The organism is Sphingomonas faeni (assembly GCF_024273235.1).
Taxonomy (GTDB): domain Bacteria; phylum Pseudomonadota; class Alphaproteobacteria; order Sphingomonadales; family Sphingomonadaceae; genus Sphingomonas; species Sphingomonas faeni_A.
Map to the genome: position 1 here is coordinate 104,724 of NZ_JANBVH010000007.1, position 18,146 is coordinate 122,869.

Consider the following 18,146-nt stretch of genomic DNA (forward strand, 5'->3'; position numbering starts at 1 on the left):
GCTATTTTCCGAGATTTTTGGGGAACGTCTTGGGGCCCAAACGCTTCAAAATCCCGAAGTTGTAAGGACGTGAAAATGGCAGATGACAAGAGCAAGACAGACGGCCGTGATCGCAGCCGTGTTTCGGGTAGCGAACCATACGAGGTCGAGTATTTCGCCCAGAAGCATGGACTGAGTGCGCAGCAGGCGCGTGACTAGATTGCCGAGGTCGGGAACGACCGTGAGAAGCTCGACGCTGCCGCTGGCAAGGTAAACGGTCAACGCGGTAGCGCCTGACCACCGGCAAGGTGCAGCCCCATCACGTCAAAATGAGCAGACGTCACGGCCCTGCAATAGCCTGAGCGCGACGCTCGAGTTCATGAGGAATGGCGACGTGCTCATGCAAGTTGGAGCGGCGCTGGATGGGCTGACAAAGCCGACGCATTTGAAGTTCGAAGTGTGATGATCGCGCGCGCCGGCCCGACAATCAGGTTGCGGAACGCTTCCGTCGGGCAGCCTTCAGTTTGAGCCACACAGGGGCATGGTCGCTGGACTTCTCCCAGCCCCGGACGTGATGATCGACCTGCGCGTCCGCCAGTCGCGCGGCCGCAGGGGCGTTCAGGAGAAGATGATCGAGCCTTAGCCCGGCATTGCGACCATACGCGTTCCTGAAGTAGTCCCAGAACGTGTAGATCGTTTCGTCGGGATGCTTTGCCCGCAGCGCATCCAGCCAACCTTGATCGATCAAACGAAAGAACGCGGCCCGGACCTCCGGCGCAAACAGCGCGTCCTTGATCCATCGTTCCGGCTTGTAGACGTCCATCTCGGTCGGCATCACATTGTAGTCGCCGGCCAGCACGACTGGCGCATCGGTATCAAACAGCGTGGCCGCATGAGCAATCAGGCGCTCCATCCAGGCGAGCTTGTAGTCGAACTTCGGACCCGGCCTCGGATTTCCATTGGGTAGATAGAATCCTGCGACCAGAATGCCGCCAACGGCCGCTTCGAGATAGCGGCTCTGCACGTCTTCCGGGTCGCCCGGCAACCCCCGTCGAGTTTCAACGGGTTCGGCGCCACGGGCGAGGATGGCGACGCCGTTCCAGCTCTTCTGACCATGCCAGATCGCGCCATAACCCGCCGCTTCGATCGCACTCAACGGGAACTTCTCGTCCGGCGCCTTCAGTTCCTGCAGGCAGACGACGTCGGGCCGTGCTTCCTCCAGCCAGCGCAGAAGCACCGGCAGGCGACCGTTGATGCCATTCACGTTGTAGGTTGCGATCTTCATCGGGGCACCAAGCGAACAGAGTCGATCATAGGTCGGGCAAAATTTGGTCAGCGCGTCCCCAACCGACGAGATCCTTGGACGCCGCGCGTTTCAACAGCGCACCCGCATCGCCGATATGCCAGCCCGATGCGCGGTCGAGTTTTCCGAGCTCTTTCCACGTGATGGGCACGGCAACGGGCGCGCCTTCGCGAGCACGAGTACTGTACGGCATGACTGCCGTCGCCCCCCGCTGATTACGCAGATAGTCGATGAAGATGCGTCCGGTTCGCTTGGCCTTGGCAAGGGCTGCGGTATATCGATCGGGTTCGGACTGGGCCAGGACGAGCGCCAGGCGGTGGGCAAAATCCTTCACAGCCGGCCACTCGGCTTGCGGTGTCAGCGGCGCAATGACGTGAACGCCCTTTCCGCCCGTCACCATCGGAAAGGTCTCTAGGCCCATCTGAGCCAGTACGTCGCGGACGTGAAGGGCCGCGGAAATGACGTCCTTAAAATCGAGGCCCTCATCGGGATCGAGATCGAACACGAGCCGGTCGGCCTTCTCGACGTCCTCGATCCGCGCACCCCAGCCGTGGAACTCAATCGTACCCATTTGGACGCAAGTGACGAGACCCTCAGCGTCGTCGACGAACAAATAGGGTTCGTCGTGTCCGTCCTTCTCGGCGATCCCGACATGGTGGACATGATCGCCGAAGCTGCCGGCGTCATGCTTTTGGAAAAAGCACTTCTTCCCTCGGCCCTGCGGACAGCGGACCAGGCTTATCGGGCGACTTCCGCACCAAGGCAGCATGATGCCGGACACAGCCTGGTAATAGTCGGCAAGCTGGCCTTTCGTGATTGCGGACTCGGGAAAGATCACCCGTTCCCGATTGGTCACTCGGACGATGGAGGGCTCGGGTGCCTCGAGCTTAGCAACGGGCGCGGGCTTCTCGACGACGACCGCCTCGGGTCTCTTGTCCTGGCGCAAGCCCAGGTAGCTGGAATGGCGCAATACCCCGTCGCTCGTCACTTCCATGAACGCCACTTCGGCCACCAGCTGCGGCTTGATCCAGCGTGCGCCGCGTACGGCTGCGCGTGGTGCGATGACGGTCGGCTTCGTGACGGCCAGCGGCGTCATCAGATCCATCAGCTTGTCGATCTCCTCGGCCGTATACCCTGTTCCGACCTTGCCGGCATAGCGGAGATGACCGTCCTCGTTGACGCCCAAGAGGAGCGACTTGAACCCTCGCTGCTTGTCGGACGGCAACCAGCCGACGATGACGAACTCCTGTCTCTGGATACACTTCGTCTTCAGCCAGCTGCCGGACCGCGAGCCAACATAGCGCGCGTCCGCGCGCTTCGAGATGACACCCTCGAGTCCTTCGGCACAAAACGTGTCGAACAGTTCCTCGCCGCGGCCGACGATGTGGTCGGAGTAGCGGATCCGGTCGGTGCCGCCCGCGAGCAGCGACGCTAGCTTTGCCTTGCGCTCCAACAGCGGTTGTCCGGTCAGATCCTCACCGTCGAGCGCCAGCAGGTCAAACGCGTAGTACAGGATCGCGTCCGGGTCTCCTTTCAGCGCAGCCTGCAACGCCTGAAAGTCGGTTTTGCCGTTGGCATCGACGACCACTGCCTCGCCATCGATGAGAGCCGACGACGCATCCAGATCCGCGGCGTCGGCAACGAGGCCCGCGAACTTGTCCGTCCAGTCCAACCCGGATCGCGTATAGGCCCGCCCCGCCCCCCCACCGACCGCCACCAGCGTTCGATACCCGTCATATTTCATCTCGTGCAACCAGGCGTTGCCGGCGGGCACATGATCGACAAGCGTCGCGAGCTGGACAGGTTGGAATGGCGGGGGTGAGCCTGCCTTCTTACGGCCTGTCGCTCGTGCTTTTGCAGCTTTCGTCGCAGGCTTTGCGGAAGGCGTTGCCGGCGCCCTCGACTTGCCTCGCTCGCCTGAGGCGATCTGTTCCATAGTCAGTCCGCTGACCACCCCCGTAAGGTGTGTTCCGACAAGATCGTCCGATCCGCCGACCTGGTCGTCGGTAACCTTGCGCAGGATCCAGTTCTCGCCCTTCTCTTTCCCGCGCGGCTTTAGCCTGAAGAGCATCCATTCGCCTTTGAGGCGATGCCCATGCAGGAAGAAGTGGAGATGTCCCTCAGGCAGCGTCTTGCTCGGGTCCTTGCCAGCGAGCGGCTCCCACGTTCCCGTGTCCCATAGCATCATCGTCCCGCCGCCATATTCCGACTTCGGGATCGTGCCTTCGAACGTGGCGTACTCGACGGGGTGGTCTTCGGTACGAACTGCCAGACGTTTGTCGTCGGGATTGATGCTGGGTCCACGCGTGACGGCCCAGCTCTTGAGAACGCCGTCGAGTTCGAGCCGCAAGTCATAGTGCAGGCGAGACGCGGCATGCTTCTGCACGGCGAAGCGATTGCCCCCTGCTTTGGCGATCCGGCCCTCGGGCTCGGCGGTTCTGGCGAAATCCCGCTTCTCCCGGTATTTCGCCAAGGCATCGCTGGAGGAGGAACCGGTCATGACGCTATGCCCAATTCAGCAGGGCGAAGCTCATGCTCCAGCTGATCCATGGTGCACGCCTCAGGTGCCTTGTCGGGACGCCAGCGCAGGATGCGCGTACCGTGCCGGAACCGGTTCCCGGTCACCTGATCGTACAGGACTTCGACGACGAGTTCTGGCCGCAAGGGGACCCACTCGCTCTCACGACCATCGTTCCAGCGACTGGGACCGCCGGGAGCTTTGCCGGTGAAGCCCGGTGCTTCAATCAACGGCTCGAGCTTCGCGGTAAGCGCCGCGCGGTCGGCCGCGGCTATACCCGAGGTGAAGCCGACATGGTTGAGCTTGCCGTTATCATCGTAAAGCCCGAGCAGAAGCGATGCTACCTCGCTACCCTCCTTCACCCGCCTGAAGCCGCCTACGACGCAATCCGCGCTGCGATGTTGCTTCACCTTCAGCATGGCGCGTTCGCCGCCACGGTAAGGCTCGTCGAGCCGTTTTGCGACGACGCCGTCCAGCGCCCCGCCGCTCGTCGCCAGCCAGGCCGCAGCGTCGTCGATATCGTCGCTACAGGGCGACAGCAGGAGACCAGCGCGGGCATGGCGAGTATAGAACGCCTCCAACGCTTTCCGGCGAGCCGAGAGCGGTGCGCTGCTGAAGTCGGTATCATCGACGCTAAGGCAATCGAATAGCATCAGCTGCGCAGGCGTCTCTTTTGCCAGACGATCGATCCGACTTTGCGCCGGATGCAGCCGTGCCTGAAGCGCATCGAACGACAGAATGTTCGCGATCGGCAGGATGATCTCGCCGTCGAGCACGAAACGCTCCTGCGGGACCGATGCGACAAGCGCGACGATTTCGGGAAAGTAGCGACCGAGCGGTTTTCCCGATTTGGAAAGGATGTCGACAGCCTCGCCATCACGGAAGACCAGCGCTCTGAAACCGTCCCATTTGGGCTCATATTGCCAGCCCGGTTCGACCGGCAGCTCATTTACGAGCTTGGCTTCCATTGGCGAAGGCCGGTCTGCGACCATCAGTTCTGGTCCGGGGCGCAGCAGGCACACTGCTTGGGAGCCAACCGCTTTGCCTTCGCCGCCTGGCGACGTCGTTCCTGCCGGCTTGGCAGCGGGGCAATGCCAGCCGAACCGGGCAGACCGTTCGGCTCAGTCGATTTGGTCACGGCATCTTTGAACATAAGATCACTCCAGACGGCTTTCCGTTATAAAGCCCCCCAGTCGCCATCTGTTCCTGCTACTCCGACGCGGGGATCGGTGGTCCTGATCAGAACAGCAAACCTGTGCCCCCTGCCCCTGACAAGGGACGTAATCGCTGGCTTGGTAGGGGCGGATTCAATGCTCGTTGGAGTGCCGGTCTTCGGCCGGCGTGTAGTAGCGCGCTATATCCGCTTCGGTGAGCGCATGACCGCTCGATACTTCGACAAGCGCGGCGATTTCGCCATCGGTCCTGCCAGCGTCGCGCAGCTGCTCGATCTCGTCGCTTACCATGTTGATGAAGGCGGGCACCGGGAACCGTTCCTCGCCCAGGCCTAGCGCATCGCGCATGTGCTTTTGCGCACGCAAGGCTTCGGGAAGCGTGAATGCGATATCGTCGGCCATCGAACGTGCCTTTCATGAAAAGCTGGAAACTGGTCGGGGGGCATCGGCCCCCCGACACTGAAACGCTTATGCGGTAACTGCTTCCGCCTTTGCGTTCACGCTCGACGTTGCCATCGCCGTCAGCTTGTCGTCGGTCGCATATTCCTCGTCGAGCGTCTCTTTCAGGATCGCTGCGATATCGGCGCGGCCGAGCTGGTTCGCCCAGGCGATCAGCGTGCCGTACCGCGTGATCTCGTAATGCTCGACCGCCTGTGCCGACGCGATCAGCGCAGCGTCGAGCACGGCCTTGTCCTCGATCTCGCCAGCGACTTCGTTGGCTTCCTTGATGATGCCGTCGATCGCCGGACAGGTCACTGCCTTTGCCTTCTCGCCGAGGAGGTCGAAGATGCTCTCGAGGCGTGTGATCTGCCCTTCCGTCTCACGCAGATGGGTTTCGAAACCTTGCTTCAGTGCCGGTGCCGTCGCTTTGTCGACCATCTTAGGCAAGGCCTTGGTGATCTGGTTTTCCGCGTAATAAACGTCCTGCAGCTGATGCAGGAACAGGTCGTCGAACGTCACGATGTCTTTGGAAAACAGGCCCATGATAGTGTCCTCGCTGAGCGGATAGCCGCGAAGCAAACTGCTCCGGCACCGCCGCAACGCGCCGACTCAGGGGTAAGTTTCGTTCGGTTTAGCGCCGCCTCAGCACGCTATAGATTGGCCTGCTCGTCGACTGGTAGCTCAGCGTCGGGGCCATAATAGAGCTTGGCGCAGTCGTTGCGAAGGCACCCTCCCTCGATGACGATGTCGTCGCGGTAGGCGTCGCCGATGAACGCGAGCGTGTCGACGTGCTGCGCTTCGAAATACATCTCGTGGACATCATCGCGGCCCGCCCCGTAAACGACGCGGCCGACCTTCGACCAGATCGACGCCATCGTGCACATGCCGCAGGGCTGCAGCGTGGAGTAGAGCGTTGCACCGCGCAGTTCCAATTCCCCCGTGCTTTCACACGCCCGTCGGATTGCCATCATCTCCGCATGCGCTGTCGCGTCCGGCAATTCCTTCGTCTGGTTGCGCTCGCCCGCGATAACCTTGCCATCGAGCACGATCACACACCCCAGCGGCGAGGTCGAAGGATCGGAGCCCTTCGATCGGGCGATCGCGATCGCTTCGCGCATCCAGCGTTCGTCATCCTGAGTCATCGTCTTGGCTCCCTGTCACCGTCTTACAACACGCAGCGGACACAATGGATCGTTCGGCGCGGTCATTTTCGAATGCCAAGGATACCGAATGCTACCGTTCCTTACTGCGGGTTGCGAAGACAGGCCCCGGACGGTCATTTTTGCAGGGTCATAAGGTTTCTGCAGGCTAACGATATCGTCATAGGATCCGCGCAGCCACGTATCGATATCGGCGGGTCCAGGATCGTGATCATCGCTTTTGGGTGAATCGACGCCCAACATGTTAGGATCGCACGTGACGCGGCGTACGCCGGGCCGCCTAGCCTTACGTTGCCATAGAAACGATCGAAGCAGCCCCCATCTAACGGCTCATGACCAATAGCATTCTTCATCTCGGGCTGATGGAAGACGGCGAAATTGAGCTTGATCTGGCCGCCCTGGAACTCGCAGTGCTCGATCATCCCGGTATCGATCTTGATGAATATATCGACGAGCTCACGGACATGGAAATAGCCCTGCGCGCTGCTGACGGCGACGCAGTAGGTAGTATCGCTCAGGCCCAAGCCCTGAGCAGCGTGATGGTTGAAGAGTTCGGGTTCTCCGGCGACCGCGTACACTATGACGATCCGCAGAATGCGGACCTGATCGCGGTCGTCGATCGCAGGCTCGGTCTGCCGATCAGTCTGTCGATCCTTTATGTGGCGATGGCACGACGTCTCGGATGGTCGGCAATGCCGCTCAATACCCCCGGTCACGTCCTGGTGCGCCTTGGCGACGCGTCGGATGCGCTGATCATCGATCCCTTCAACGATGGTCGCATCGTTGCCCCTGCACAGGTGGAAGCCTTGCTGGAGCAGATGACGGGCCAGGCCCGGTTTTCCGACGGGATGCTTCCCCTGTCGAACCGATCCGCACTCGTCCGCCTGCTGCTCAACCAGGCGACCCGTGCCGAGCGGGCCGGCGATCCCGCGCGTGCGCTGGTCCTGTACGACCGTATGACGATCGTGGCGCCCACGCATGCCCATGGCTGGTGGGAGCGAGCCAGACTTCAGCTGGTCGCAGGCGATGTGGCCGGCGCCCGCAGCAGTCTTAGCGCGATGCTGGAAATTACCCGGGACGACGATCTGCGCCTGCAGGTATCGGCAGCGCTCGACGCCCTTCCCCGGCCAACACCGTCTTGAAAGTCGGGGCGGACTGGCTCTCGCTGTGACGGCTTATCCCAAGCGCGTCCATCGTCGCTCATGCCAGGCCCGGGACTGAACCGCGTCTCCGAACCGCCAGAACCGGGTTTCCCGCGTGTGGGGACCTGCACGAACGAGCGTCCAGCATTCGCCTGTTGGCAGCTCGACGATGCGGTGAATGTGTCCGGCGTCGACATGGTAGGTTTCGCCCGGGATGCGATAAACCAGTTCGCTGTGCCAACCGCCGCTCGCATCCACGTGGAACACCTCTTCGACATAGCCGCCATCGAGAATCTCGGTGTCAAAACTCCAGGGGTGATCATGTGGGGTCGCGTGCGGCTCTTCCAACTTGAACCGGTGTAGCGCACGTCCGTCATCAAGATGGTATTTGGTAAACGCCCGCGACATTCGCTCAACGCTGACGATCCGCGCGCCTTCCGGAACGCGAGCAACGGCCGCTCGCGGTAGTCTCATACTCACGGTTCAGACACCTCTTCATAACAGCCTGCGCGGCGCAGCTGGCGGACAATACCGTTGAACGCCGCGGTGACGCCCTGGGCGCGTCCGATCTCGTTCGTCTGCGATCCCGAGTCCCAGTAGAGAGCGAGCGGCCATTTCTCGGGGCAATGCGGCAGCAGGCAGCGGAGTGCCAAGCGAATCTCAGGCACGTCAACGCGGGCTTCAGAACAGCGCGACACGCCACAGCGCAGAATATGTACAGACAGCGCGATCACGACGCGCTGATGCCTCGGCAGCTTGGACATAGGATCAATGGAAGTCGTGCGACTTGAACCGAACGACCTCCTCCGGATCCATGCCGTCCGCATGTGGCGGCCAGTATTGGTTGCGTGCCTCAGGCTTCCAGCCATTGTCACCGCGATCGGGTGAGCCTGGATGCTGGCCAGCATCACCGCGGCCAGTCCGATGCGGAAACGACATGTCGCCAACCCGGTGCAGCAGGTCGCCGTGATCGATGATCCGGTCGCAGATCACGTGGATGATCTCGCCTTCCTTCTGGATCCTGCCTTTCAGGCCGACCATCGAGGCGGACATGATCGTGCGGCGTTGGGCCTCGAAGCGATCAGGCCAGAGGATGCCGTTGGCGATCCCGGTCTCATCCTCGATCGTGATGAAGAGCACGCCCTTGGCAGATCCCGGCTTCTGGCGGACCAGCACAATGCCGGCGACCTCGACGTGGCGGCCGTCGCGGATGTTGGCGAGGTCGACGCATCTTGTGACGCCGCGCCTGACCAACTCATCACGCACGAACGTCAGCGGGTGGGCGCGAAGCGACAGCTGCAGCGCGCGGTAGTCCTCGATCACCTCACGCCCGTCCGTCAGCGCCCGCAACGCTACGTCCGGTTCCATCCCTTCGGCGCGGAAGGTCTCGGCCAAACGGTCGGCAGCAGCAAACAGAGGTAGCGGCGCGTCACCAAGCCCCCTCACCTTCCAGAGACCCTGCCGGCGATCGACGCTGAAGCCGTGGAAGGCGTCGCCATCGGCCAGCTTCTCGATTGCAGCGCGCTGGACGCCCGACCGCCGCCAAACGTCCTCGACGCTTTCGAAAGCGGTAAGCTCACGCGCACCGACGATCTTTGCGCCATCGGCGTTCGACAGCCCGCGGATCTGCCGCAGCCCGAGCCGTACCGCGAGATAGCTCCCGCCGTTCTTCTCCAGCGTGCAGTCCCACCGGCTCGCATTGACGCATGGCGGTCGAACCTCGACACCGTGCGCGCGTGCATCGCCGACGATCTGCGCCGGCGCGTAGAACCCCATCGGCTGCGCGTTCATCAGTGCCGCGCAGAACACATCGGGGTGATGATGCTTTATCCACGACGATGCGTAGGAGATCTTGGCGAACGAGGCGGCATGGCTTTCCGGGAAGCCGTATGAGCCAAAGCCCTCGAGCTGGCGGAAGGTGCGCTCAGCGAAATCACGCGGGTAACCGCGCTCGACCATGCCCTCGACCAGCTTCTCCGAGAAATGGGATACGCCGCCCGTCACCTTGAAGGTCGCCATGGCACGGCGCAGCTGATCCGCCTCGGCCGGGGTGAATCCGGCACCAACGATCGCGACCTTCATCGCCTGTTCCTGAAACAGCGGCACGCCGAGGGTCTTTTCCAGCACCGCACGCAGCTCGGGTCGCGGATATTCCGGTTTCTCCAGTCCTTCGCGCCGGCGCAGATAGGGATGAACCATGTCGCCCTGGATCGGACCCGGCCGCACGATCGCAACCTGAATCACGAGGTCGTAGAAGCGGCGCGGCTTCATCCGTGGCAGCATCGACATCTGCGCGCGGCTTTCGATCTGGAAGGTGCCGAGCGTGTCGGCCTTCGAGATCATGGCGTAGACGTCCGGATCATCGTCCTGCAGGTCCGCCAAACCGACCCGCAGCCCCTTGTCCGCCTCGAGCATGTTGAAGGCCCGGTTCATGCAGCCGAGCATGCCAAGGCCCAGCACGTCAACCTTCATGAACTTCAATGCATCGATATCGTCCTTGTCCCATTCGATGATCTGACGATCTTCCATCGCCGCTGGCTCGATCGGCACCAGGTCATCAAGGCGATCGTGCGTCAGGACAAACCCGCCTGGATGCTGGCTCATGTGCCGCGGCACACCGATTAGCTTCCGGGCAAGCTCAAGCGTCAGGCGGAGCCGGCGATCACCGATGTCGAGGTTGAGCTCCTCCACTTGCTTCTCGCCGACGCCGTCGGCTGACCAGCCCCACACCAGCCCCGCCAGCGAGGACGTCAGGTCCTCCGGCAGGCCGAGCGCCTTGCCGACATCGCGGACCGCTCCGCGCGCCCGGTAGCGCGTGACGACGGCGGTCAGCGCGGAGTGATTGCGACCATAGGTCTCGTAGATCCACTGGATGATCTCTTCGCGGCGCTCATGCTCGAAGTCGACGTCGATATCCGGAGGCTCGCGCCGCTCCCCTGAGACGAACCTCTCGAACAGCAGCTCGTGCTTCACCGGATCGATCGAGGTAACGCCGAGCACGAAGCAGACGCAGCTATTGGCGGCCGAGCCCCGGCCCTGGCAGAGGATCCCGCGACGGCGTGCCTCACGCACGATCGCGTACACGGTCAGGAAATAGGGCGCGTAGCCAAGCTCACCGATCAGCCGCATTTCATGCGTGATCTGGTCCGTGTACGCTTGCGGAACGTCGCCATCAAACAGCCGCTCGACCGCGTCGGTTGCCAACTTCTGAAGCGCCTCCTGTGCTGTCAGCCCATCGATCAGCTTTTCATGCGGGTATTGGTACTGAAGCTCACCGAGATCGAAGGTACATATCCGCGAGATGTCGACGCTTGCCTGCAGCGCGTCGGGATAGGCGCGGAAACGCCGGACCATTTCGTCTGGCGATTTCAGCGAACGATCGGCGTTGACCTCGCGGCGGTAACCAAGCTCGTCGACGGTGCATTTCTCGCGCACCGCGGTGACTACGTCCTGCAGCAGCCGTGCGTCAGGTGCATGGTAGAGCACGTCTCCCGTCACGACTGCGCGCACGCCAGCACCGCCTGCCTGTCGAGCCAGCGCATCGATGCGGACTGCGTCTCCCGGCCGTCGCCGCTGGAACAGGGCCATGTAGCCCCGACGCCCGTAGACCTTCTTCAGGTCGGCCAAGGCAGCAAGGTTCTCCTCGTCCGCCTCATGCGGCAGTAGGATCGCGATGATCCCATCTGACCATGGCGCGAGGTCGTGCCAGTGCAGCAGACAACCACCCTTCCCTGCCCGCTTCTTGCCGACGGTCAGCAGTCTCGTAATCCGCGACCAGGCCGGACGGTTGGTGGGGTAGAGCAACAGGCGGCGGCCACAGGACAGATCGATACGCGTGCCCGCGATCGAGCGGACGCCGGTCGCCTTCTGCGCCTCCCATGCGCGCACGACGCCGGCGACGGTGCCGATGTCGCTGACTCCGATCGCCGGATAGCCGAGCAGCGCCGCAGCCGCGAACAGCTCGTCGGGACTGGACGCGCCGCGCAGCAGCGAAAAGTGCGTCAGCACCTGCAGCTCGACATAATGGGTCATCCAAAGACCCCGTGCATCCACCAGGACAGATCGCCAGTGTCGTCCTCGAAGCCATCGCCTCGGCGGAAAACCCAGTAGCGGCCACCAGTCTCGTCCTCGACGCGGTAATAGTCGCGGACCGCCCATATTTCGGCATCGCGGCGCCACCATTCGCCGTGGACGCGCTCTGGTCCGTCGCCAGCGACGACCTTGTACGTCTTGCCCCGCCACTCGAACCGGCGCGGTGGCTGGTCGGGCATCAGCGCCATGACCCGGTGCAAAGGCTCCGGATGCGCGAATAGACGAATCGGGCGTTGCCAACTCGGCCAGCTTCCCGGCACCAGGTTTGGGTCGGAGCGGACAACGGCTCGCTCAGGGACATGGCTTTCTACGGGCGCTATGCGGAAGACGGCATGCCCCCCGATCCGTCCGGCGATCAGGTCGACCAGGCGCGACGGGTCACGCACCAGTGTCTCACCGGCGAGGACAGCGCCAAGGTCGATCGCATCGAGCGGCTCGGTGTGCGGGGCCACCAGCCAAAACTGCTCGAGGCCCATGCCCGGGTTAATGCGCTCGATGCGCAGCCTTAGCAGCCGCAGGAGATGCGTCACCTCGCGTGTCGGCCGGGATGTGCCGACCGCCACGATCTGCTCACTGCCGTCGACACACAGGCCAGTCAGGCGCAACGATCTGGCGCCAAGACCCTTGGCCTGCAGCAGCTCCGCGAGGTCGCGCAGGAGGTCGCCCATGACCTGCTCGATCGCCTCGGCGGTGCTGATCGGCTCCAGCAGCCGACGCTCGACGGCCGGCACCTCGGCATCCTCGCGCGGCGTGAGCGGCTCTGCCATCCCGCCCAGGGCCTGATCGAGCCGCGTTATCGCTGGTAGACCAAGTCGCCGCGCCAGCGGTCCGCGTGCGACCGGCAGGAGATCCGCAATCCGCTCGAAGCCGAATTTACGCGCCGCGGTTAACGCCGTGGGCGTCAGGCGCAGGGCTGCGATCGGTAACGGGCTGAGCGCCTCGACCGTGCCACGCGGTTCGACGCGCGTCAGATCGTCCCGGCCGAATCGCGCCAGAGCGTGTGCAGCGCCTGGTGTGTCGGCAACCGCCACGCGGGCGGTGAAGCCTGTGCGACGGCAGAAGGCGAGCAGGCGACGGCAGAACCGCTCTTCCCCACCGTGCAGGTGTTCGCAGCCGGCAAGGTCGATCCAGAGCCCATCGGCTGGCGTCACTGCCGCGATCGGCGACCAGCGCCGGACCGCCAGTAGCGCTAGGCGATCGAGTAGCGCCGCGTCGGCTTCAGGATCGGCCGGCCGGAAGTCGAGATCCGACACTAGCGCGCGTGCATGGGTGGCGGCCATCCCGGGATGGATGCCGAGCGCTTGGGCACCGGTGCAAGCGTGAACGACCTCTTCGCGCCGTCCGACCTTGCCGATCAGCGCAAGCGGCGCCTGCTCAATTGGCGGCGCTACAGGCGCAAGGGCGCGTAGAGCGGGTGCTGCAGCTTTGTACGGATGGCTTGCCGCCTCCGATCGCCGACCAAGCTCCCGCATGGGTGGCTTCGCATGGATTGGCAGCGCAGCGATCTGCGTTTCAACGTCCCCGCGTGGTTGCACACCGTCTCGCGCCCAGCGAGCGCCAGGACGCCAACCGCCGCCCCGCGGTACCGAACAGGCACCCGGATCGTAGTCGACCGGTAATTGAAGGGCTGGCCGTTCAGGCAGCCGCGTAGCGGGCCGTTCCAACCGTCTCAGCCGTTCGATGGCCAAGTTCGGCAGGAACAGCGAGACGACCCGTCTCATCGCTGCCCTCCACTATCAGGGAAAAACCCTCACCGCCGCGTTGCCGCGCCAGTTCGACCAACCATCTCGCTCGTCCTACACCCGCGATCTCCAACCGCGCCGAAGGCGCAGAGCCGATCCGCCAGCGCGTCCACGCGGCGGACGGTTCGGAGAAAGGATCTTGATCACGGCCGCGTCGACGACGCAGCAACAGCACCGGCATGTCGGCTTCCGCTGCCACCAGCTGCAGGCGGCGGGTTGCGACCATCGAGACCTTGCTGGCTTCCGCGATGATCGCCGATGGGGTCCCGTCGCGAACCGCGTCCTCGATTACAGCGAGCAATGCCGCGTCATCATAGGGCTGAGCATAGATAACATCAGACGAGGAAAGGCCTGCCTGAGCCAAAGCCGGCGCGTAAAGGTCGGTGCGACACGTCGCCCACAAAACAGGACCGCTGGCATTGGCGGCCTCGCGCGCCGCAATACCGGCAAGGAACAGTGTGGTTGCGGCATCATCCACCAGTGATCCGCTACGCGCCGTCGCCTCGTGAAGCGCGCCGGCACGCAAGCCTCCAGCCCCAAGTCTGCTGTCGATCGCAGTCACGCCGAACGGCAGCACGCGGTAGTCGGTGACCGGCGTGGCAATCGTCCGCAGGTGGGCAAGGCTAGTAGCAAGGGACTCGGGGGCGGGGGACATCATGGTCTAAGACTCTACTCGTTCTCTTTATGTTCCGTTACCAAGTCCTACATTGCAAGCGCTTTGATCGTCCCAATCCGGGCAGGTGCCCTGCCTTTCCCCTCGGCGCACGAAGGGGGACGAAAAAAATACGAAGCGGCAACAAATGGCGAATAATTCGCTTTCGTTTGGCCGGTGGGTGACTCATAGAATCGTCATGCCGATCCGCCCCGAGAACCGCTGGCTCTACCCGATTGACTGGCGGCAGCTGTCGCAGACCGTCCGGTTCGATCGTGCCGGGGCCAAGTGCGAGGGATGTGGCCGGCCGCATCTGCGCCGTGTGGTCCATCTCGGCGACGGACGCTGGTGGGATGCCGATGTCCGCTGCTGGCGGTCGGACCGGGGCAAGCGTATTTCGATGAAGGCCGGGTTTGTGTTGGCGTCAGTCCGGGTGACATATGTCGTCCTGGCCTGCGCGCATCTCGATCACGATCCGGGCAACAGCGCGCCTTCGAACCTTAAGGCGCTATGTCAGCGTTGCCACATGATCCACGATGCGGCCGAGCACCGCTGGCAGCGCTGGTGGAATGTCTTCCGGCTCCGAGCCATTCGCGATCTCTACGAGGATCCTCGCGTCACGCGCGAGCGCATCGCTAGCCGCTAAAGATCGATGTTTCGGGCGCGCATAGCTTCGGCTGCAAGGTCGGCGATCGGCCCCTGCCCTGATGTGGTCTCGTAGACTTCGGCGACATCGTGATCGGCAAGCCTATCCAGCATGAGGCGAACGGCTGCAGCGCTTGTGTCGTCCAGTACGGTCTTTGTCTCGTCGTTCGCCATGGCTAAGGTCCCGCCGGTGTTTCCAATGGAGTGCAAATAGCATGAACGTAAGTGACCTGGCCAAGGGCGTCGCGGAAGCGACCGGTTCGAACGAAGCCGATGCAAAGAAGGCGATCACCGCTGTGTTCGATCAGATCGCGGCCGCCGCCGTGAAGGGCGAGGAGGTTTCGATTCCAGGGTTCGGCAAGTTTACCGTCAAGGACCGTCCGGAGCGCGAAGGCCGTAACCCCGGTACCGGTGAGGCGATCACGATTGCGGCTTCCAAGAAGGTTGCGTTCACGGCCGCCAAGGGGCTGAAAGACAAGATGTAAGACGTGTGCGCCGACGAGTGATCTCGTCGGCGCCAACCCAAGGGATAGGATTCGTGTGCAACCGGTATCGTATGACGGCAAAAGAGGTCGACCTTGCGGTCACCTTCGGTATCCGGCCTCCCTATGAGAAGGACGAGGAGTACCCCGTCGGTGACATTTTTCCGACGGGCAAGAAGACCCCGTTCTACGGCAAGGTGATCGTGCAGGACGGCACCGAGCGTAAGCTCGAGCGGATGGAATGGGGTGTCCCGACACAGGTGCCCAGCGCTCGCGACCCCTCGGTTAAGCTAACCAAGTACGTGACAAACGTGCGCAACCTGAACTCCAGCTTCTGGCGATCGATGCTAACGACACCGGCACGGCGCTGCCTCGTCCCGGTCACAGCCTTCTCGGAATACGGATTAGCGCCGGGCGAAGACGGCAAGAAGCCATTGCATTGGTTTGACGTGCCCAGCCGTCCGGTTTTCGCTTTCGCCGGGATCTGGCGTCCGACCGAGCGCGCCAACGCCTACGGCTTCCTAACGACGGAGCCGAACGCGATCGTGGCCCCCATCCACCCCAAGGCCATGCCGGTCATCCTACACGACGATGATTACGACCGTTGGCTGACCGCCCCCTGGGACGATCTGAAGGACTTGGTTGCGCCCTACCCCTCGCAGCTGATGCGGGTTGAAGGCTTGGTCACAGCGGACGCGGACCATGCCCGATCGCCTGTGCTATTCTAGACGTTGGACCCTGTAAGGTGATTGACAATGACAGAAGCGACGTGGGGCAAAAGCGCCAAGACTCCGGACATCAACTGGCGGATGAGTGCGTCATTGGAAGACGTGGCCCGTGGTGAAACTGATATTGCCGAGGTGACGAACCTTGAGCGCGCGGTGCGGGATTGGGTTAGGCTGGATTCTGAACACAGAGACGCAGCAACCTTGACAACGGATCATCCCGTTCAGATCGAAGGGGTTTCCAGTACGACGTTCACTGGCGAAGCTATCGCAGCAATTGCCGAGCACCTGCCACCCATCCCAAGCGAAAAGGAGTAATGGCTATGGCGAAATCCAGCGTCCGCTTCGAGCGCGGTGACGGATATTGGGTGGCCGAGCGTGACAGCATCGGCTTTACCGGCACGACCGACTTTGGCCCCGTTGAGTTTCTGATCACCAGCGAAGCGTTGGCCGAGATGCTGAACCCAGAGCTGGAAGGAATTGATCCGGAAACTGCGGTCGAGGTCTTCATCGAGTTCGAAAGCGACATTCACAGCATCGCCCAGCGCGAATTTGTGAAACGCCTAGGTGGTGAGCCACCGATCCTGCTGACGACTGCAGATATAGCGCTTTAGCGCAGAGGCACGTTTGCAATCCGAGCGGGTTATTGGCACGGGGCGGGTTACGCTCCGGGGCCACGTCGGCCACATCAGTATTCAGTATAAGCCGCCTTTTTCTCGCTCCTCCACTCCTTCCTTCTGTGCCTCCTCAAGATCGTTTGGCTTTTGTTCGTCAGAGGTTGGTTTATCCTCAAGGGTATCTTCCAGCCCTTTGTCGTCGTCTGGAAGTTCGTTAACGTCAGTTTCAAAACCAGGTTCTTCGGCTTGCGAGGCGGTCATCATGGCTGCTCTCCTTCAACAAGCTGAACGATCCAAGAAACTGCTCGGTTGCGAACCGGCGGACGATACCCGACATCTGACACCCGACCGCGAGGGCTCGCGTTACCGTTCCTGACGGATTCGATGATCGTGCAGCTTCAGAGGACGGATGGCCTAATGGACCCACTTCCGGCCATTCACAGGTACCCGGGTGGCGCCCAAAAACCGGCCGTTTGTTCAGCGTTGCCCATCGCGGATCAACCAAGTCTCCGAACCGCTTGTTTACCGCACTTCCTTAGGCTTATCGTTCGATACGGCGTAATGGAGATGATCGATGGGTCACTCTTCGATGGACCCCGCCTTCCACGACTTCGGCCTTGGAACGAAGGTCGGCTGATCGGTGCGAAGCGGGCGCTGAAACAGCAGCAGGTCTGGGCCATTCGCTTTTGGCTCGACCAGCAAAGGCGACTGCGCGACCGAGCGCTGTTCGACTTCGCCATCGACAGCAAGCTACGCGGTTGTGATGTAGTCAGGGTGCGGATCGGCGATGTAGTTTCGGGAGGGCGCGTCCGTGAACGCGCCGTCATGGTGCAGCAGAAAACCAAACGACCAGTCCAGTTCGAACTGATGGACACAGCAAGAAAGACGATGCGGGCATGGTTGGAGCGACGCGGCGGGACACTGAACGACTTCGTCTTCCCAAGCCGCAACGACTACCTGGCCCACATGAGCACACGGCAATATGCCCGCCTCGTGCACGAGTGGGTGCTCGCCATCGGCCTTCCGGCGCAGGATTACGGAACGCACTCGCTCCGGCGCACAAAGGCATCGATCATCTACAAGGCGACAGGCAATCTCCGCGCTGCTCAAATCCTTCTCGGCCATGCCAAAATTGATAGCACAGTGCGCTATTTGGGTGTTGACGTGGAGGACGCTCTGGAACTTGCTGAACGCACTGAGGTCTGAGTGGACCTAATTGCGGAAAGTCGAAGGACTTACTTTTTTAGCCGTATATCGCCAAGTTTTCATACCAAGTTTTAGATCCGCATCCCATTAACGACGGTGCATTGGTGAGCGCTAAACGCGCATGTGCGCCAGCCGTATTTGGCATTTTAAGCTGAGTAGATTGAGTGCCCCCCCAATATTACGCGTTTCTGCGCCATCAAGCCAAGGTTCGCTGCAATACGCATTTAAAGCTATTAATAACGCCAGAGTTTTAAACGGTCTTGGATCGAA

At 62.2% G+C, this 18,146-nt stretch carries 21 protein-coding genes; 8 read left to right on the forward strand and 13 right to left on the reverse strand.

Annotated elements, in window-relative coordinates:
* Positions 1 to 75: 75 nt before the first annotated feature.
* Positions 76 to 198 carry a DUF3606 domain-containing protein gene (locus tag NLI89_RS05490; protein WP_254686100.1) on the forward strand — a complete coding sequence of 41 codons (123 nt, stop codon included), beginning with the start codon at positions 76 to 78 and terminating at the stop codon, positions 196 to 198.
* 268 nt (positions 199 to 466) lie between these two features.
* Here NLI89_RS05490 and xth read toward each other — a convergent pair whose 3' ends face one another.
* From xth to NLI89_RS05520, 6 genes are all read right to left on the reverse strand, one after another.
* Positions 467 to 1,264 carry an exodeoxyribonuclease III gene (xth, locus tag NLI89_RS05495; protein ID WP_254686101.1) on the reverse strand — a complete coding sequence of 266 codons (798 nt, stop codon included), beginning with the start codon at positions 1,262 to 1,264 and terminating at the stop codon, positions 467 to 469.
* 25 nt (positions 1,265 to 1,289) lie between these two features.
* Positions 1,290 to 3,782 carry a DNA ligase D gene (ligD, locus tag NLI89_RS05500; RefSeq protein WP_254686102.1) on the reverse strand — a complete coding sequence of 831 codons (2,493 nt, stop codon included), beginning with the start codon at positions 3,780 to 3,782 and terminating at the stop codon, positions 1,290 to 1,292.
* Positions 3,779 to 4,792: an ATP-dependent DNA ligase gene (locus NLI89_RS05505; RefSeq protein ID WP_302675614.1), complete on the reverse strand. Its 1,014-nt coding sequence runs from the start codon at positions 4,790 to 4,792 to the stop codon at positions 3,779 to 3,781. The genes ligD and NLI89_RS05505 overlap by 4 nt, the downstream gene beginning before the upstream one ends.
* Positions 4,793 to 5,107: 315 nt before the next feature.
* The gene (locus NLI89_RS05510; protein ID WP_254686104.1) at positions 5,108 to 5,374 is read right to left on the reverse strand and encodes a hypothetical protein; all 267 of its coding nucleotides are present in this window, start codon (positions 5,372 to 5,374) and stop codon (positions 5,108 to 5,110) included.
* A gap of 66 nt (positions 5,375 to 5,440) precedes the next feature.
* Positions 5,441 to 5,956 carry a YciE/YciF ferroxidase family protein gene (locus NLI89_RS05515; RefSeq protein WP_056415662.1) on the reverse strand — a complete coding sequence of 172 codons (516 nt, stop codon included), beginning with the start codon at positions 5,954 to 5,956 and terminating at the stop codon, positions 5,441 to 5,443.
* A 107-nt stretch (positions 5,957 to 6,063) separates the two neighbouring features.
* Positions 6,064 to 6,555, reverse strand: coding sequence for a nucleoside deaminase (locus NLI89_RS05520; protein ID WP_056413848.1), 492 nt, complete (start codon positions 6,553 to 6,555; stop codon positions 6,064 to 6,066).
* A gap of 350 nt (positions 6,556 to 6,905) precedes the next feature.
* Between NLI89_RS05520 and NLI89_RS05525 the strand changes: the two genes are divergently transcribed.
* The gene (locus NLI89_RS05525) at positions 6,906 to 7,715 is read left to right on the forward strand and encodes a SirB1 family protein (protein ID WP_254686105.1); all 810 of its coding nucleotides are present in this window, start codon (positions 6,906 to 6,908) and stop codon (positions 7,713 to 7,715) included.
* Between the two features lie 33 nt (positions 7,716 to 7,748).
* Here the strand turns inward: NLI89_RS05525 and NLI89_RS05530 are convergent, their stop codons facing one another.
* The 5 genes from NLI89_RS05530 to NLI89_RS05550 all read right to left on the reverse strand — a co-directional run bounded on the left by NLI89_RS05530 (position 7,749) and on the right by NLI89_RS05550 (position 14,204).
* Positions 7,749 to 8,123 (reverse strand): hypothetical protein, encoded by a 375-nt coding sequence (locus tag NLI89_RS05530; RefSeq protein WP_254686106.1) that lies wholly within the window; start codon positions 8,121 to 8,123, stop codon positions 7,749 to 7,751.
* 68 nt (positions 8,124 to 8,191) lie between these two features.
* Positions 8,192 to 8,479, reverse strand: a complete 288-nt coding sequence (locus NLI89_RS05535) for a hypothetical protein (RefSeq protein WP_254686107.1) — start codon at positions 8,477 to 8,479, stop codon at positions 8,192 to 8,194.
* 4 nt (positions 8,480 to 8,483) lie between these two features.
* A complete protein-coding gene (locus NLI89_RS05540) occupies positions 8,484 to 11,747 on the reverse strand; it encodes an error-prone DNA polymerase (RefSeq protein ID WP_254686108.1) in 3,264 nt (1,087 codons plus the stop codon).
* Positions 11,744 to 13,165 (reverse strand): DNA polymerase Y family protein, encoded by a 1,422-nt coding sequence (locus tag NLI89_RS05545; RefSeq protein WP_254686140.1) that lies wholly within the window; start codon positions 13,163 to 13,165, stop codon positions 11,744 to 11,746. The genes NLI89_RS05540 and NLI89_RS05545 overlap by 4 nt, the downstream gene beginning before the upstream one ends.
* Positions 13,166 to 13,442: 277 nt before the next feature.
* The gene (locus NLI89_RS05550) at positions 13,443 to 14,204 is read right to left on the reverse strand and encodes an ImuA family protein (protein ID WP_254686141.1); all 762 of its coding nucleotides are present in this window, start codon (positions 14,202 to 14,204) and stop codon (positions 13,443 to 13,445) included.
* A gap of 196 nt (positions 14,205 to 14,400) precedes the next feature.
* Here NLI89_RS05550 and NLI89_RS05555 point away from each other — a divergent pair, with 196 nt between their 5' ends.
* A complete protein-coding gene (locus tag NLI89_RS05555; RefSeq protein ID WP_254686109.1) occupies positions 14,401 to 14,847 on the forward strand; it encodes a hypothetical protein in 447 nt (148 codons plus the stop codon).
* On the opposite strand, the gene NLI89_RS05560 is transcribed toward NLI89_RS05555, so the two are convergent.
* Complete coding sequence (locus NLI89_RS05560) at positions 14,844 to 15,020, reverse strand: hypothetical protein (RefSeq protein WP_254686110.1); 177 nt, start codon at positions 15,018 to 15,020, stop codon at positions 14,844 to 14,846. The two genes, NLI89_RS05555 and NLI89_RS05560, sit on opposite strands and share 4 nt — an antisense overlap.
* A gap of 41 nt (positions 15,021 to 15,061) precedes the next feature.
* On the opposite strand from NLI89_RS05560, the gene NLI89_RS05565 reads away from it, so the two are divergent.
* From NLI89_RS05565 to NLI89_RS05580, 4 genes are read left to right on the forward strand one after another with little or no spacing between them, the layout of a single operon-like run.
* On the forward strand, positions 15,062 to 15,331 hold the full coding sequence (locus NLI89_RS05565) for an HU family DNA-binding protein (RefSeq protein ID WP_056485706.1): 270 nt from the start codon (positions 15,062 to 15,064) through the stop codon (positions 15,329 to 15,331).
* 53 nt (positions 15,332 to 15,384) lie between these two features.
* Complete coding sequence (locus tag NLI89_RS05570) at positions 15,385 to 16,056, forward strand: SOS response-associated peptidase (RefSeq protein WP_254686111.1); 672 nt, start codon at positions 15,385 to 15,387, stop codon at positions 16,054 to 16,056.
* 27 nt (positions 16,057 to 16,083) lie between these two features.
* Complete coding sequence (locus NLI89_RS05575; RefSeq protein ID WP_254686112.1) at positions 16,084 to 16,371, forward strand: hypothetical protein; 288 nt, start codon at positions 16,084 to 16,086, stop codon at positions 16,369 to 16,371.
* Between the two features lie 5 nt (positions 16,372 to 16,376).
* Complete coding sequence (locus NLI89_RS05580) at positions 16,377 to 16,667, forward strand: DUF1488 family protein (RefSeq protein WP_254686113.1); 291 nt, start codon at positions 16,377 to 16,379, stop codon at positions 16,665 to 16,667.
* 81 nt (positions 16,668 to 16,748) lie between these two features.
* Here NLI89_RS05580 and NLI89_RS05585 read toward each other — a convergent pair whose 3' ends face one another.
* On the reverse strand, positions 16,749 to 16,934 hold the full coding sequence (locus NLI89_RS05585; RefSeq protein ID WP_132741291.1) for a hypothetical protein: 186 nt from the start codon (positions 16,932 to 16,934) through the stop codon (positions 16,749 to 16,751).
* 297 nt (positions 16,935 to 17,231) lie between these two features.
* On the opposite strand from NLI89_RS05585, the gene NLI89_RS05590 reads away from it, so the two are divergent.
* Positions 17,232 to 17,876, forward strand: a complete 645-nt coding sequence (locus tag NLI89_RS05590) for a tyrosine-type recombinase/integrase (RefSeq protein WP_254686114.1) — start codon at positions 17,232 to 17,234, stop codon at positions 17,874 to 17,876.
* The last annotated feature ends 270 nt before the right edge of the window (positions 17,877 to 18,146 follow it).